Source organism: Candidatus Neomarinimicrobiota bacterium (assembly GCA_022573815.1).
Classification (GTDB): Bacteria; Fidelibacterota; SORT01; order SORT01; family SORT01; genus JACZTG01.
This window is the reverse complement of the sequence record JACZTG010000003.1, coordinates 99,732-114,250: the sequence shown is the minus strand read 5'-3', so window position 1 is coordinate 114,250 and position 14,519 is coordinate 99,732. Positions and strand designations below refer to the sequence as shown.

At 41.5% G+C, this 14,519-nt stretch carries 13 protein-coding genes; 1 reads left to right on the top strand and 12 read right to left on the bottom strand.

All coding sequences use genetic code 11. The features are described from left to right. Positions 1-35: 35 nt before the first annotated feature. The 5 genes from IIB39_02185 to prfB form a co-directional block, all read right to left on the bottom strand. A complete protein-coding gene (locus IIB39_02185) occupies positions 36-725 on the bottom strand; it encodes an ABC transporter ATP-binding protein (protein MCH8927507.1) in 690 nt (229 codons plus the stop codon). Then, positions 718-1,935: an ABC transporter permease gene (locus tag IIB39_02180; GenBank protein ID MCH8927506.1), complete on the bottom strand. Its 1,218-nt coding sequence runs from the start codon at positions 1,933-1,935 to the stop codon at positions 718-720. The genes IIB39_02185 and IIB39_02180 overlap by 8 nt, the downstream gene beginning before the upstream one ends. 1 nt (position 1,936) lies before the next feature. Continuing rightward, positions 1,937-3,163, bottom strand: coding sequence for an ABC transporter permease (locus IIB39_02175; GenBank protein MCH8927505.1), 1,227 nt, complete (start codon positions 3,161-3,163; stop codon positions 1,937-1,939). Positions 3,164-3,165: 2 nt separating this feature from the next. Beyond that, positions 3,166-4,680: a lysine--tRNA ligase gene (gene lysS, locus IIB39_02170; GenBank protein ID MCH8927504.1), complete on the bottom strand. Its 1,515-nt coding sequence runs from the start codon at positions 4,678-4,680 to the stop codon at positions 3,166-3,168. Position 4,681: 1 nt separating this feature from the next. Then, a protein-coding gene (gene prfB, locus IIB39_02165; GenBank protein MCH8927503.1) for a peptide chain release factor 2 occupies positions 4,682-5,786 on the bottom strand; the annotation gives its coding sequence in 2 pieces (ribosomal slippage) (positions 4,682-5,716 and positions 5,718-5,786; 1,104 coding nt in all). A 168-nt stretch (positions 5,787-5,954) separates the two neighbouring features. Between prfB and IIB39_02160 the strand changes: the two genes are divergently transcribed. Then, on the top strand, positions 5,955-6,839 hold the full coding sequence (locus IIB39_02160; GenBank protein MCH8927502.1) for a glycosyltransferase: 885 nt from the start codon (positions 5,955-5,957) through the stop codon (positions 6,837-6,839). A gap of 25 nt (positions 6,840-6,864) precedes the next feature. Here IIB39_02160 and glnA read toward each other — a convergent pair whose 3' ends face one another. The 7 genes from glnA to tilS form a co-directional block, all read right to left on the bottom strand. Next, a complete protein-coding gene (gene glnA, locus IIB39_02155) occupies positions 6,865-8,283 on the bottom strand; it encodes a type I glutamate--ammonia ligase (protein MCH8927501.1) in 1,419 nt (472 codons plus the stop codon). A gap of 16 nt (positions 8,284-8,299) precedes the next feature. After that, complete coding sequence (locus tag IIB39_02150; protein MCH8927500.1) at positions 8,300-8,641, bottom strand: P-II family nitrogen regulator; 342 nt, start codon at positions 8,639-8,641, stop codon at positions 8,300-8,302. Between the two features lie 11 nt (positions 8,642-8,652). Beyond that, complete coding sequence (locus IIB39_02145; protein ID MCH8927499.1) at positions 8,653-9,420, bottom strand: TIGR00159 family protein; 768 nt, start codon at positions 9,418-9,420, stop codon at positions 8,653-8,655. Between the two features lies 1 nt (position 9,421). After that, on the bottom strand, positions 9,422-10,213 hold the full coding sequence (gene folP / locus IIB39_02140) for a dihydropteroate synthase (protein MCH8927498.1): 792 nt from the start codon (positions 10,211-10,213) through the stop codon (positions 9,422-9,424). A 117-nt stretch (positions 10,214-10,330) separates the two neighbouring features. Then, positions 10,331-12,436, bottom strand: a complete 2,106-nt coding sequence (ftsH, locus tag IIB39_02135; protein MCH8927497.1) for an ATP-dependent zinc metalloprotease FtsH — start codon at positions 12,434-12,436, stop codon at positions 10,331-10,333. 20 nt (positions 12,437-12,456) lie between these two features. Then, positions 12,457-12,972, bottom strand: a complete 516-nt coding sequence (gene hpt / locus IIB39_02130) for a hypoxanthine phosphoribosyltransferase (GenBank protein MCH8927496.1) — start codon at positions 12,970-12,972, stop codon at positions 12,457-12,459. A gap of 54 nt (positions 12,973-13,026) precedes the next feature. Then, the gene (tilS, locus tag IIB39_02125; protein MCH8927495.1) at positions 13,027-14,433 is read right to left on the bottom strand and encodes a tRNA lysidine(34) synthetase TilS; all 1,407 of its coding nucleotides are present in this window, start codon (positions 14,431-14,433) and stop codon (positions 13,027-13,029) included. Between the last annotated feature and the right edge of the window lie 86 nt (positions 14,434-14,519).

Below are 14,519 nucleotides of genomic sequence, written 5' to 3'. Positions count from 1 at the left end.
AAAAGTGAGTTAGATTACTTAAAGCGGATAAAATTTTAATTTTTAACTATTCCGTCTTCCAAACGAATTATCCTATCTGCTTTTTCCGCCAGTTCTTCATTATGGGTTACAATGATGAATGTCTGTTTTTTCTCATCCCGCATCTTCCATATCAATTCATATAGAGCTTCCGCATTATCCCTGTCGAGGTTACCCGACGGCTCATCTGCGAGAACCAATTCCGGGTCGTTCATAAGCGCACGGGCAACGGCTACTCTTTGCCTCTCACCCCCTGATAACTCCGAAGGTTTATGGGTTTCTCTATTGGAGAGTCCCACATCCGCCAGAAGTAAAGAGGCTTTATCCATTACCGCTTCTTTTGAATTACCTGATAGGAGAGCGGGCAGCATCACGTTTTCTAATGCTGTAAACTCCGGAAGAAGGTGATGGAATTGAAATATAAATCCGATGCTGACGTTTCGAAATCTCGATAATTCAGAATCCGACATACTAAATACATCTTTCTCATTTATAATCAGTTCCCCCGATGTCGGCCTGTCAAGAGTTCCTATAATATTCAAAAGAGTGCTTTTGCCCACTCCTGAAGCTCCGATTATGCTGACAATCTCACCGGAACGAACTTCCAGGGACACTCCCTTTAATACTTCCACCTTACCGCCCGATGAATCGTAAACTTTTCGAATCTCATGGGCTGATAACAGATTATCTGTCTTGGTGTCATTCATACCTGATAGCCTCTATAGGGTCAAGGTTTGATGCTTTTCGAGATGGGTAGATAGTCGCAATGATGCCCATAAGTACGGAAACGAATATCACAGCGCCGATTTCCACTACCGATATATCTACAGGAAGCACAGAAATAAAATACACCTCGGAAGGTAATTTTATAAACCCGAATTCGTTTTGTAAAAATACCATTATTAGGCCTATTAAAGAGCCTCCTATTACTCCTATGCCACCGGAAAACATTCCCGTAAAAACAAATATCTTTCTGATACTTTTATCGTTAGCCCCCATCGCTTTTAATATTCCTATCTCTCTTCGTTTTGTCATTACCATCATAACAAGCGAACTGACAACATTGAATCCCGCCACCAGGATGATGAGGCTTAATACTACAAATGCGCCGAGCTTTTCGAGTTTCATTGCTCCAAGTAAATCTCTGTGCAGATCAAACCAGGTCAATATTTTCATTCCCTCTAAATTACTCTCGATCAGCTTTTCTGAAGCGGGAAATGAATCGCTAAAATCGCTGAAGCTCATTTCTATTCCCGTTACTTTTTTCCCGAATCGCATGAATTTTTGCGCTTCCTCATAATGGACGTAAGAGTAAACGTCATCATAATCAAAGATATTCGCGGAAAAAATACCTGTTACTTCAAATCTTGCCGTCTGAGGTATGCTAAACGGTGAATTCATAGTAAGTGGATTTATCACTGTGACCGTGTCGCCAATTCCAGCAAGCAGTCTTTCCGCAATGTTCCGACCGATTATGATACCTGCCATATTATCGCCTCTTAATGATGCGCTCCCTTCAACAATACTTGAAGCGATATCGGTTACCTCTCTCAGACCTGTATCATTCGTTCCTTTAAGCAGTATCACTCCCTGCTTGAGCTTATTTTTTATCACTGCTTTCCCCATCAGATAAGGGGAGACCGCCTTAGGGGTTACAATTTTTTCGATGTCGTTTATCAATGATTCCCAATCTTCTATACCTTCCCCAATTTCTTTTTCGATTTTAATATGGGAATCTATGGTCAATATTTTTTCTCTGACTTCACGCTCGAATCCGCCAAGCACCGAGAGTGCCGTTATCAACGCCCAAACCCCTACTGCAAATCCCAAAATTGAGATCGCTGCTGTGGCTGAGATCATACCGACGCGTTTTTTTGAGAAAAAATACTTTTTTGCGATAAAAAATTCTCCCGCCATTTTATTCATCCCTCAATGCAACAGCGGGCATCAGTTTAGACGCTTTGAACGCAGGATACAGCGTGGCTGTCATACAGAGGAACAAAGCCGCGGCGCCGGTGATAATGAAATATTTTGGAAGCATTAAGACCGGCAAAGCATCCATAAAATATACATCGGTCGGAAGAGATATTAATTTTTCGGTCTGCTGTAATACCCCTAATCCATAAGCAATAATCATCCCTATCAACGTTCCCGATACACCGATTATTCCCCCTTCAATTAAAAATATTTTCAGTACTATCACGGTCCGAAATCCCATCGCACGCAACACTCCTATCTCATGCGATTTATCAATAACAATCATTACAAGCGTGCTGGTGATATTGAATATTGCTACAATCGCAATAAGTCCGAACACTAAAAGCATCGGCAATCTCTGAGTATCAAGCCACTTGAAAAGATTGCTATGTCTTTGTTTCCACGTCAATGGGAAAAACGGATATCCGCCGAGTTTTTCTTCAATTACCGTTGAAATCAATGCGGCATCTTCAAAGTTATCCACAAAGACTTTTATTCCTGTAACAGAATGACCCATTTTAAACAGCGACTGAGCTGCCGCCAATGGCATATACGCAAATACACCGTCAAATTCCGCCATCCCGGTTTGAAATAATCCCGCAATTTCGAAACGCCTCACAAACGGTATGTTAAATGGACCTGTCAGACCTTCATAGACCATCAACGTTACACTGTCGCCTTTCTCTACTTCCAATTTTGACGCCAATTTCGAGCCCAATATCAAAGGCGAAAGACCGTTTTCCACTATTGAAAACGACTCTAATTGACCTGACGAAAAATGTTCCAATTGGTTTAGAAATGTCCTGTCGTTTTCCTCCACACCTTCAATAATAATCCCATCCAGGTTCGCTTTCGAACGTATGAGCGCTTCACGAAATATGTACGGATAACTTTCTTCTACTCCATCAACACTCTCTATCAAATCTGACACAGCATGATAATTTTCCATCGGACGAAAATGATATTGCCTGATACGAATATGAGAATCGAAACCTATGATCTTTTCCTTTATCTCAGTTTCAAATCCTTCCATTATCGAAAGTGTTAAAATAAGCGACGCAACACCGATAGCAATACCGGCGATACTTAAAACCGAAATAAAAGAAATGAACCCGATTTTTTTGTGCGAAAACAGGTGGCGGCGAGCGATGAAAAATTCAATCGCCAAAGTTATCCTTCCGGTTTTAATAAAGGAAACAGAATAACATCTCTGATAGAGGGAGAATCGGTCATCAGCATCACAAGGCGTTCGATACCGATACCCAATCCCGCATTGGGAGGCATTCCGTATTCCATCGCGCGGATATAGTCTTCGTCCAACTGCTGAGCTTCGGTGTCTCCCTCGGAACGCGCAACTGCCTGCATCTCAAATCGTTCTCGTTGGTCAATAGGGTCGTTAAGCTCTGTGAAGGCGTTTCCGATTTCCATTCCGAAAAGGAATGGTTCAAAACGCTCAACAAGTGTCGGGTCGTCCCTATGCCTTTTTGCAAGAGGAGAAAGCATAAGCGGATAGTCCATTACAAATATGGGACCGTCCAGATTAGGCTCAACTACAGCGCCGAAATATTTATCTAACATTTTGCCTTCAGGGAGAGTCAGATCCACATCTACCCCGGAATTTTTTATGGCTTTAACAACATCCTTCTTCGATGCTCCGTGGAGGTCAACACCGCCATACTCTTTTAATGCGTCGTAGTATGTTATTTCCTTCCAGGGCGGTTTTAAATCTATTGTTACCCCCTGATACGTAATCTCGGTAGTCCCGTTTACCGTTCGGGCTATTTCCGAAACCATCTCCTCAACCAAAGATTTCATATCGCGGTAATCCCAATACGCGATATATAATTCTAACATTGTAAACTCAGGGTTATGCGACCTGTCCATTCCCTCGTTCCTGAAATCGCGGGAAAACTCATAGACCCTTTCAAATCCGCCCACGAGAAGCCTTTTCAGATACAATTCATCTGCAATCCGCAAATACAGTTTGGTATCCAATGCGTTATGATGAGTCACAAACGGCTCAGCCATTGCCCCACCGTAAATGGGCTGCAATACCGGCGTGTCAACTTCCATACATTTTTTTGAATCAAGATAATTCCGCATAGTGCTTACAATCTTTGTCCGTTGCACAAAAGTGTTTCTGACATCTTCATGCACGGCAAGGTCAACATACCGCTGTCTATACCTCTGTTCCTTGTCGGAGAATTCTTGAAATACTTTGGTTTCGCCGTCTTCATCTTTTGATTTAATGACAGGCAATGGTCTTATTGACTTTGACAGAATCTCAAACTTTTTCACCCAAACAGTTTTTTCCTCGGTTTTGGTGATGAATAGATGTCCCTTAATACCGACAAAATCACCTAAGTCCAGGAGTTTATAAATATCAAACAGTTCTTCCCCTACTTCATCCTTTCTGATGTGGAGCTGTATTTTTCCGGTCTGATCCTGCAGATGAGCAAATGATACTTTTCCCATACCGCGTATGGAGGTTATCCGTCCGGCGATGGTGACATCTTCCTGACTCTCTTTTAGTTTATCAAAATCGGTAAACAAACTTTCAATGGAATTGCTTACATCATAACTATACGGATAAGGATTCACACCTTTTTCACGCAAGGCATTAACCTTCTCTATGCGCGTTTCTCGTAATTGTTCAAGTGTTTTATGTTTACTCTTTTCGGCCAATTTATTTTTTCTCTGATTTGCTTAATAAATAAGATTTAATGAATTCGTCCAACTTGCCGTTCATAACAGCTTGCACATTACCAGTTTCAGTCCCCGTTCGATGGTCTTTCACCATATTATAAGGATGAAATACATATGACCTGATCTGGCTGCCGAATCCTATTTCCTGCTTGGTGGACTCCATTTCCTTTTTCTTATTTTCCTGTTCTTCCAGCTGAAGAGTATATAATTTTGCCTTCAGCATTTTCATCGCGGTAGCTTTGTTTTTATGCTGCGAACGCTCGTTCTGACACTGAACCACTAAGCCGGTTGCAAGATGAGTGATTCTGATAGCGGAATCGGTTTTATTTACATGCTGTCCACCCGCGCCGCTGGCTCGATATGTATCTATCCTTAGATCAGCCGCTTCGATCTCTATCTCGATTTCATCATCTACTTCAGGATAGACGAACACCGATGCAAACGATGTGTGTCTTCTGTTTGCGGAATCGAAAGGTGAAAGTCTTACCAGCCGATGAACACCCGCTTCCGCTTTTAGATAACCATACGCATAATCCCCAATAACCTCAAAGGTCACGGTTTTTATACCCGCTTCATCGCCGGGCTGAAAATCCAGAATCGCAGAATCGAATCCCTTGTCTGTTGCCCATCTTTCGTACATCCTCAAAAGCATTGAAGCCCAATCCTGAGATTCAGTTCCTCCCGCGCCGGGATTGATAGAAACGATGGCATTATTCATATCTTCTTTTCCGCCAAGCATCCTGTTAAATTCCAAATTTTCGATGCTCTTGTCAAATTCTTCAAGAGTTTGAGTGATTTCATCACCCAATTCCTCTCCTTCATCTTCTTCCGCTAAATCTAAAAGGGTCTTTGCATCATCGCTTAAACGCGCAGCTTTTTCAAATGATTTAACTGACTTTTCGAGAGTGGTAATTTTTCTCAACACACTCTGCGCTGCTTCGCCATTATTCCAAAAATCTGTTTGCACCGTTTTCTCCCTTAATTCATCAAGCTTTTTACTCTTGGAAGATATTTCAAAGATACACCCTGAGCTCTTCAAGCCTCGTGGTCAGCTCTTTGGATCTTTCTTTTTCAGTATCAAACATATTTATCCCAATTAAAAATAAAGATTTAATTTAAATACTACTTGACTGCTTGTCAACATATGCGTTCCGTATTAATCGATTATTATTAAATTAACTTGGCATTACGCCTGAGAATCTTTACAGCTATAATGGTTGAATTACGCTCATTGGCATTCTTATTTTTAACTAATGAAGATTACTCAAATCAGCCATTATAAACTTCCCGTAAAAAATTATGGCGGCATACAACGTATCATCGAGTGGTTATCCAAAGCCCTTGTACAGTTAGGGCATACGGTTTATCTCGTCTCGCAAAAGGGAACTGATATTCCGGGAACAATATTAATACCTACTCCAAAGAATGTAACTGACTATACTCCATACATTCCCCATGATACGGATGTTGTTCATTACCACAGCACTCCGCTCGTATTCCCCGATAAACCGTTTTTAGTTACCATCCACGGAAATGGCAAACCAGACGAAAAATTTCTTCCAAACACTGTTTTTCTCAGCCGAAATCATGCCGCAAGGCATGATTCGAACCGCTATGTCTATAACGGTATTGACCCCGACGAGTTTATTTATAAAGATAATAAAGATGACTATATTCTGTTTCTATCTAAAGTTTCCCGCAGTATTAAAGGGGTTGATACGGCTGTTGAACTCGCCAAAAAACTCAATTTTAAGCTCATCATAGCCGGGGGTCGACGTTTAAATTTCCGCAAAAATATAAAGTATGTAGGGGAAGTGGACGGCAGGGATAAAGCAATCTTGTTAGCGGGAGCAAAAGCCCTTTTATTTCCAATTCGTTGGAAGGAGCCATTTGGGTTAGTGGTGACAGAGGCTCACATCAGCGGAACACCCGTTATAACCACTAATTGGGGCGCGATGCCTGAACTCGTGCCTGAGGATGTTGGATATCGCTGCGATTCAATTGATGAACTGGCTCACGCTATTGAATCAATTGAGCGAATTTCACCCTCTAATTGCAGGAAATGGGCGCTGCAAAATTTCACCTCGGAAGTCATGGCTCGCTCATATCTGCGAGAGTACGAAAACCTTATCCGCTGAAAACTTTCTTAGTTAACAAATATCACTACACATCATAATATAGAGCGAATTCGTACGGATGCGGCCTTAGCCTCATCTCGTTGACCTCATTTTCCATTTTATACTCAACCCATTTGTTCAGGACATCTTCGGTCATAACGTCACCTTTCAGAAGAAACTCATGATCATCTTTTAAAGCATTCAACGCTTCTTCAAGAGTGCCGGGAGTGCCCGGTACATTTTTCAGCTCTTCCGGCTTCAGGTCATAGATATTCCGGTCAAGCGGCTCGCCCGGGTCTATTTTGTTCTGTATCCCGTCAAGACCGGCCATCAAGATAGCCGAAAATGCCAGATACGGATTGCACGACGGATCAGGCACTCTAAACTCAATCCGCTTTGAGTTAGGGCTTGCAGAATACATAGGAATCCGTATCACAGCGCTTCGATTACTCTGTGAATACGCCAGGTTCACGGGCGCTTCATAGCCCGGCACTAAACGTTTGTAGGAATTTGTAGTGGGATTTGTAAACGCAACTACAGCCGGCCCATGTTTCAACAGACCTCCTATAAAATGCATTCCCATTTCGCTTAATCCGGCATATTCCGTCCCTGCGAACAGATTTTCTTTTCCTTTCCACAGGCTGATATGAGTATGCATTCCCGTACCGTTATCAGCAAATAGCGGCTTAGGCATGAACGTTGCCGTTTTATTGTGCTTCCGAGCCGTGTTCTTGATGATATACTTAAATAACACCATTCCATCTGCCATTTTTAGAAGTGTATTATATTTTAAATCAATTTCGGACTGACCTCCCGTAGCTACCTCATGATGTTGCGCCTCAACTTCGAGACCACTCGCTTCCATAATCAACATCATTTCACTACGCAAATTCGATAAGGAATCAGTAGGCGGAACAGGAAAATAACCCCCTTTATATCTCGGTTTGTGCGCGAGATTGGGTCCTTCGTCCGTACCCGAGTTCCATCTGCCCTCGGTAGAATCAACCATATAAAAACTTGAATTTTCGGTTTGATCAAACCTGACATCGTCAAAAATAAAGAATTCAGCTTCAGGTCCAATATTCACTTTGTCACCAATCGATGTAGATTTAAAATAATTTTCTGCTTTCTGCGCGATAAACCTCGGACAGCGACTGTATCTTTCTTTCGTTATAGGATTGTGAACATCGCATACCAGACTGAGAGTTACCGGTTCTAAGAACGGATCAATTATCGCCGTAGTAGGATCTGGTATGACCAGCATGTCTGATTCGTTAATCTCCTTCCAGCCTCTGATACTCGAACCGTCAAATCCGAGTCCCTCATCAAACATATCGTCGTTTAGATGTCTTATGGGCACCGTGAAGTGCTGCCACGAGCCCGGAAAATCCATGAATTTCAAATCTACCGCCTGCGCTCCGGACTTCTTTGCTAATTTGTAAACTTCTTCGCGATCAGCTGCCATTAATAAAACCTCCTTTTTAGTTTAGGGCATCATCGCCGGATTCTTCTGTTCGAATCCTTATGGCGTCTTCGATATTGCTTATAAATAACTTTCCATCTCCCATCTGTCCTGTCTTGGCTATTTTCAATATCTTCCGAACTGCTTCATCTACCTTATCATCAGTTACAACAACTTCAATTTTTACTTTGGGTAAAAAATCTATATGATATTCCCGTCCTCTATAAAGCTCGGATTGTCCCTTTTGCCTTCCATAGCCCTTTACTTCCGAAACCGTCATACCTTTCACGCCCATCTCAATCAACGCTTCTTTTACTTCATCGAGTTTAAACGGTTTTATTATCGCTTCGAGTTTTTTCAATTAATTTAATATTATGCTGAAGGTATCAATAATTTATTTAACAATCCTCTAAGTGTGCTTTCGTCCAAGCCTCTCTGAAAAACTCCCTTATGCGCGAGCGCAATTTTTCCGGTTTCTTCCGAGATAACAACAACCACCGCATCCGATTCTTCCGACAATCCCAATGCGGCAAGATGCCTCGTCCCCATTCTCTTGTCTATAGTAGGATTATCCGAAAGAGGAAGAATACATTTAGCGGCTTCTATCGTTTCACCCATAATGACGACAGCTCCATCATGTAGAGGAGATTGCGGATTAAATATTGATACAAGCAATTCCGCTGTTGCCCGGGCATTTAATTTAACGCCTTTTTCAACGATAGATTTCAGTCCTCCGTCTCTTTGAATGACTATTAATCCACCATACCGTTTTTTCGACAATTCAAAAGATGTTTCTACAACTGTGTCAATCGCCCTCAGCTCTTCTACCTGGAACAGTTTCCTGGCGAGTCTGCTTTGTCCGAGTGTGAGGAGGATGCGCCTCAATTCAGGTTGGAATAGGATAACAAAGGCAATTACCCAAACTGTGCGAATATTTTCTATCAACCAGGCCATTCCGCTCATATTAAGAAACTGCACAACAACCGAGACCATTAGTATTCCGGCTAATCCAATCATCATTTGCGCTGCGCGAGTTCCACTCAATGCCTGATATAATTTATAAAAAACAAAGGCTACTGCTAAGACGTCCAAAACGTCCACAAGAGTGACAGAAAGAAAACCTAATTTAAACAGCACCATATCAGTTTAATCCCGGCGCCGAAACGATTAAATCCGCGATTTTTACGGCATTCATAACTTCTTTTACGTCGTGGATTCGGACAATATCCGCACCTGCCATAATGCAAGCCGTTACAGCCGCTGCTGTTGCTTCGATTGTCTCATCCGGGGAAACATCAAGAGTTTTCCACAAGAATGATTTCCTTGAAGGTCCGATAAGAATGAGATGACCTAAAGATTTGAAATAATCCAGATTTTTTATTAAAGAGAAATTATCCATCAGATCTTTGCCAAAACCTATACCGGGATCCACAATAATTTTATTTTTATCAACCCCTGCATTAAGAGCTATATCAATAGAATCTGCAAGGGAATTCCTTACTTCAGACATCATATTTTCGTAATGAGGATTAATTTGCATATCCCTCGGAGTCCCTTTGATGTGCATCAGTACTACAGGGACATCATATTCGGCAACTAATCCCGCCATTTTATCATCTGAGTTTAATCCGCTAATATCATTTATCATTGATGCACCGGCATCTAATGCTTCCCGGGCGACCTCAGATTTATATGTGTCAATTGATATTGGAACCCGTATTTCTTTGGCAAGTTCCCTGATTACAGGTATGACTCTCTCCAATTCGTCTTCCAATGAAAGAGGCGCTGCTCCCGGTCTTGTGGATTCGCCCCCAATATCAATAATATCAGATCCTTCTGCCGCTAATTTTATCCCATGACTGACAGCATTGTCTTTATTGATGTATTTTCCGCCGTCGGAGAATGAATCGGGAGTCACATTTAATATTCCCATTACAAGTGTACGTCTATTGAATTGGAGAAGGTAATCACCCGCTTGAAGAGAAAGTGATTCTACCTTCGATGCGGGCACTTTCTTAGCCCCTACCCGGTAAAGGAACCGTCATACTTATTACTTATGCTCCCCCTTTTTAGCATTACTTTTCTTCCTGTTGGTTTTATTGCCAATTTTAGATTTTGATTTTTTTGTTCCATTTCTTCTGTTATTCGGAAATATTTCTTTTCCCGCTATCAGGTCATCCAATTCGACGCTGTCAATTACCTCATATTCCAACAATGCTTTTGCAATTCTTTTTAGAGCAGGTAGGTCTTTCTTAACTAAAATAGTAGCTCTTTTTTCAGCCTGAAGAACGATTTTCTTAACTTCTTCATCGATTATTTGAGCTGTCTTTTCGCTATAATCCCGACGCTGGGAGATTTCCCTTCCGATAAAGATTTCCTCTCCCGTTTTCTTGCCGAACGTCAGAGGACCCATTTTATCACTCATACCCCATTCGCATACCATTTTACGAGAAAGCTCGGTTGCTCTTTCGAGGTCGTTTCCGGCACCGGTGGTAAGCTCATTGAAAATCACTTTTTCGGCGGATCTGCCTCCAAGCAATATTGTCAATTGTGCGTTAACTAATGTACGCGAATAGTTATATTTCTCGTCCATCGGCAACTGGTGTGTAGTACCAAGCGCATTACCTCTCGGAACGATAGTGACTTTGTGAATTGGATCTGCTTCAGGTATTGCTCTTGCCACCAACGCGTGTCCGGCTTCATGATAAGCAGTTATTTCTTTTTCTTCATCACTAATGATTAAACTCTTGCGAGCCACACCCATCATCACCTTGTCTTTAGCCTCTTCGAAATCTTCAATTTCTACCGATTTTTTATTCTTTAATGCCGCTAAAAGAGCCGCTTCGTTCACAAGATTGGCAAGATGAGCCCCTGAAAGTCCGGGAGTGCCCTTCGCAAGAACAGATAAATCTACCTTCTTTGACATTTTAATATCCCTTACATGAACCTTTAGGATTGCTTCTCTACCCCGCACATCGGGATTTCCAACTATCACCAGCCTGTCAAACCTTCCCGGCCGTAAAAGCGCTCTATCCAATACATCGGCTCTATTTGTCGCTGAAAGCAATATTACACCCTCGTTGGATTCAAATCCGTCCATTTCAACAAGAAGTTGATTCAACGTCTGCTCCCGTTCGTCATGACCGCCGCCCAATCCGGCGCCTCTCGTTCTCCCAACGGCATCCAATTCGTCTATAAAGATTATGCAAGGAGCATTCTTTTTCCCCTGCGCGAATAAATCTCTGACCCTTGAAGCGCCCACTCCCACAAACATCTCAACAAAATCGGCGCCGCTGATGCTGAAAAACGGAACTCCTGCTTCTCCTGCGACAGCTTTTGCCAATAAAGTCTTTCCGGTCCCCGGAGGACCTGTCAATAATACGCCTTTTGGAATTTTGCCACCCAGACGGCTGAACTTCTCCGGTTCCTTCAAGAATCCGATTATCTCCTCGAGTTCCTGTTTTGCCTCAACTACTCCCGCTACGTCATCAAAAGTAACGACAGGATCTTTATCCGTCCTCACTTTCGCCTTACTCTTACCAAATGAGAAAATACCCTTTTGTCCTCCACCCTGCATTCGGCGCATAAGAAAAAACCAAAACACAAATATCAAAATCCACGGACTCATCTGAATTAAATATCCGACCCAATCCATTGTTTTTTCTTGGAAATTATATTTAAGACCGACGCCATCCCATTGAGTCAGGACTTCCTGATCCACGTAACCTGCCGGTAGTATCACCTTAAATTTGCTTTCTACTATAACAGCTGTAGAATCGCTCTGTGTCGTTTTGCGTGAGGGTCTGAAAAAAGTTATCGGCGAGTATAATTCACCGTGAAAATCGTTTTCAATTATGGTAGCTCTTTCTATAGCCCCATTATTGAGCAAAGATTTAAATTCGGTAAAAGTAATTTCGACTTCCGCTTTCTGATCAAATGCTAAAATTTGGGCTAAGATAATAAATCCTACCGCAATCATTAACCAAAGCATAAGATTACGAACTGCTTTTTTGCCCGGCTGGTTATCGTCGCCGGATTTCTTGTTACTATTTGACGAGTTCTTTGGACGTAATCTTATTTTTCGAACGGGACCCTTGCCCTTACCTTTTTTTCGATTAAGGCTATTTTCGTTATCGTATTCTTTTTCTCTATCCATATCTAATCTATATTCACGTATTATGCCGGCGGAAGTTCCCGCATGGCATATATAGAATTCAGTCTCCTTAATTTTTGCGCATAGTCCAAACCGTAACCTACAACAAATTTATCTGGTATATTGAATAAAACATACTTTATGTCAACTCCTACATTTGCTTTTGTATCTTTGAATAGAAGAGTTACGAATTCAACTGATTTTGTACCGCTCTCTTCCATTCTCCTTTTCAAAAACCTCACCGTCAATCCTGTGTCAACTATATCCTCGACTATTAGAACATGCCTGCCGGTAATATCTGCTGAGATGTCTTTGATCAACCTCACCGTTCCGCTCGTCCTGGTCGCGTCGGCATAGCTTGATATCTTTATGAAATCAACTTCGCATTCCAAATCCAGCTTTCGAATCAAATCAGCCATAAACATAAAAGAACCGTTCAAGACTCCAATCAGTATGGGCTCTTTATCTTTATAATCTTTTTTTAATGTCAATGCCATTTCGCTAATTTTATTCTCTATCTCTTCCTTAGAAATTACCATTTCCAAGTTTTCCTCACGGGAATAATGTCTTATAGTTTCTTTGCTAAGCAATTATCAATTAAAATTTAGATTTCTGATTTTAAGATGAACAACATCAGTTGTATTTTCTGTCACTTTAAATTGATCGCTGAGACGAATCCCGCAAACCCAAACAACATCTCCATCATATTCCACAATAGGAAATGCTCTTTTCCTGTTTAGAGGCATTTTTGCCTCAGTGAGAATATCGCTTACTTTCTTTGTTCCTTTCAGACCGAGAGGATGAATCCGGTCTCCCTCTTTCCATCTTCTTAACTTAAGAACTCCCCCGTCAATCAGCCGGTTATCCACTACCTCGTGTTGAACATCTTGCGGAAACTGTGAATCGGAGTCCCATTGAACGCGGTTTGTTTCGAGAACCATATCCCTGTAATGAGTCGGGATGCCAATTTTGATCTGAACATCATTTATATCTTCTGTGTTATTATAAATGATTAATCGATCTCTATCTTTAAGAACTCTATATCCATCTGAAAGAATTATCTCCGATCCGGTCGAGCCTGTTTCAACGAGTTTTGCAAGGTCGTTGAATTGACGATTTAAAACTGTAGGAGACTCCCTATCAATACGTTTCAGAGCTCTATTTATCATAAAATACCCTATCATATTAAAGTAATTAGAGAGTTCAGGAATTGCAAGAATAATTTCGGATTTGCCCTCCGATAATATAGATTTTTCTAAAATTTTGTCGGATAAATCCTCTAAATCGGAAGTCAGCCGCCCGAATGTGATAGCTGTTCTTGATGCGACTTCCGCGGCAGATGGATTTATCTCTTTCAGAGTAGGAATAACTTCTAATCTTATTTTATTTCTGATGTATTTATTATTCCGGTTTGAACTATCTTCCACCCATTCAATTTTCTTCCTTTCGGCGTATTGTGTAATCTGCTGTTTGTCGGCAAAAAGAAGAGGACGAATATAGCTCTCTTCTTTAATGCTTATTCCGGACATACCCTGAGGACCCGCTCCGGAAATCAATCGCATTAAAAGTGTCTCAAGCTGATCGTCTTTGTGATGAGCCGTAGCAACGCTGTCGAAACCATATTCCTCCACTAAATCAAGCTGCGCTTTCCGGCGTAATCTGTGCCCCGCGTCCTGCACGGATATTCCTTCCTTTTCAGAAAGTGATTTGACATCAATAAGTTTAACAGTGCAAGATATATTCAATTTTTCAGAAAGATTTTTCACAAATTCGGCATCCCGCTTTGATTCCTCATCACGAAGTTGATGATTGAAATGAACTACAGTTAACGATATACCTGTTTCTTCACTGATTTCGTGAAGAAGGTGCAGCATAACTATTGAGTCTACTCCACCCGATACAGCCGCAAGTATAGAATCGCCCTTTTTAAGAAGATCGTTCTCTCTTGCAAACTGAACGAATTGTTTTTTAAATTTCGTTATGTTTTTATCGTTCTTCATAGCAAACCTTAAACTGATTCCGTGATGCCGTTATTATACTATAGCTTAAAGATAATCTATTTTCCTTGCGAGAGCAAGAAAATGAA

What these genes read in the sequence shown, in the direction of transcription:
- ftsH (MCH8927497.1), bottom strand. Translation starts at nt 12,436, where the DNA reads ATGGATAGAGAAAAAGAATACGATAACGAAAATAGCCTTAATCGAAAA.
- IIB39_02180 (MCH8927506.1), bottom strand. Translation starts at nt 1,935, where the DNA reads ATGGCGGGAGAATTTTTTATCGCAAAAAAGTATTTTTTCTCAAAAAAA.
- folP (MCH8927498.1), bottom strand. Translation starts at nt 10,213, where the DNA reads ATGGGAATATTAAATGTGACTCCCGATTCATTCTCCGACGGCGGAAAA.
- IIB39_02160 (MCH8927502.1), top strand. Translation starts at nt 5,955, where the DNA reads ATGAAGATTACTCAAATCAGCCATTATAAACTTCCCGTAAAAAATTAT.
- IIB39_02185 (MCH8927507.1), bottom strand. Translation starts at nt 725, where the DNA reads ATGAATGACACCAAGACAGATAATCTGTTATCAGCCCATGAGATTCGA.
- glnA (MCH8927501.1), bottom strand. Translation starts at nt 8,283, where the DNA reads ATGGCAGCTGATCGCGAAGAAGTTTACAAATTAGCAAAGAAGTCCGGA.
- IIB39_02145 (MCH8927499.1), bottom strand. Translation starts at nt 9,420, where the DNA reads ATGGTGCTGTTTAAATTAGGTTTTCTTTCTGTCACTCTTGTGGACGTT.
- tilS (MCH8927495.1), bottom strand. Translation starts at nt 14,433, where the DNA reads ATGAAGAACGATAAAAACATAACGAAATTTAAAAAACAATTCGTTCAG.
- hpt (MCH8927496.1), bottom strand. Translation starts at nt 12,972, where the DNA reads ATGGTAATTTCTAAGGAAGAGATAGAGAATAAAATTAGCGAAATGGCA.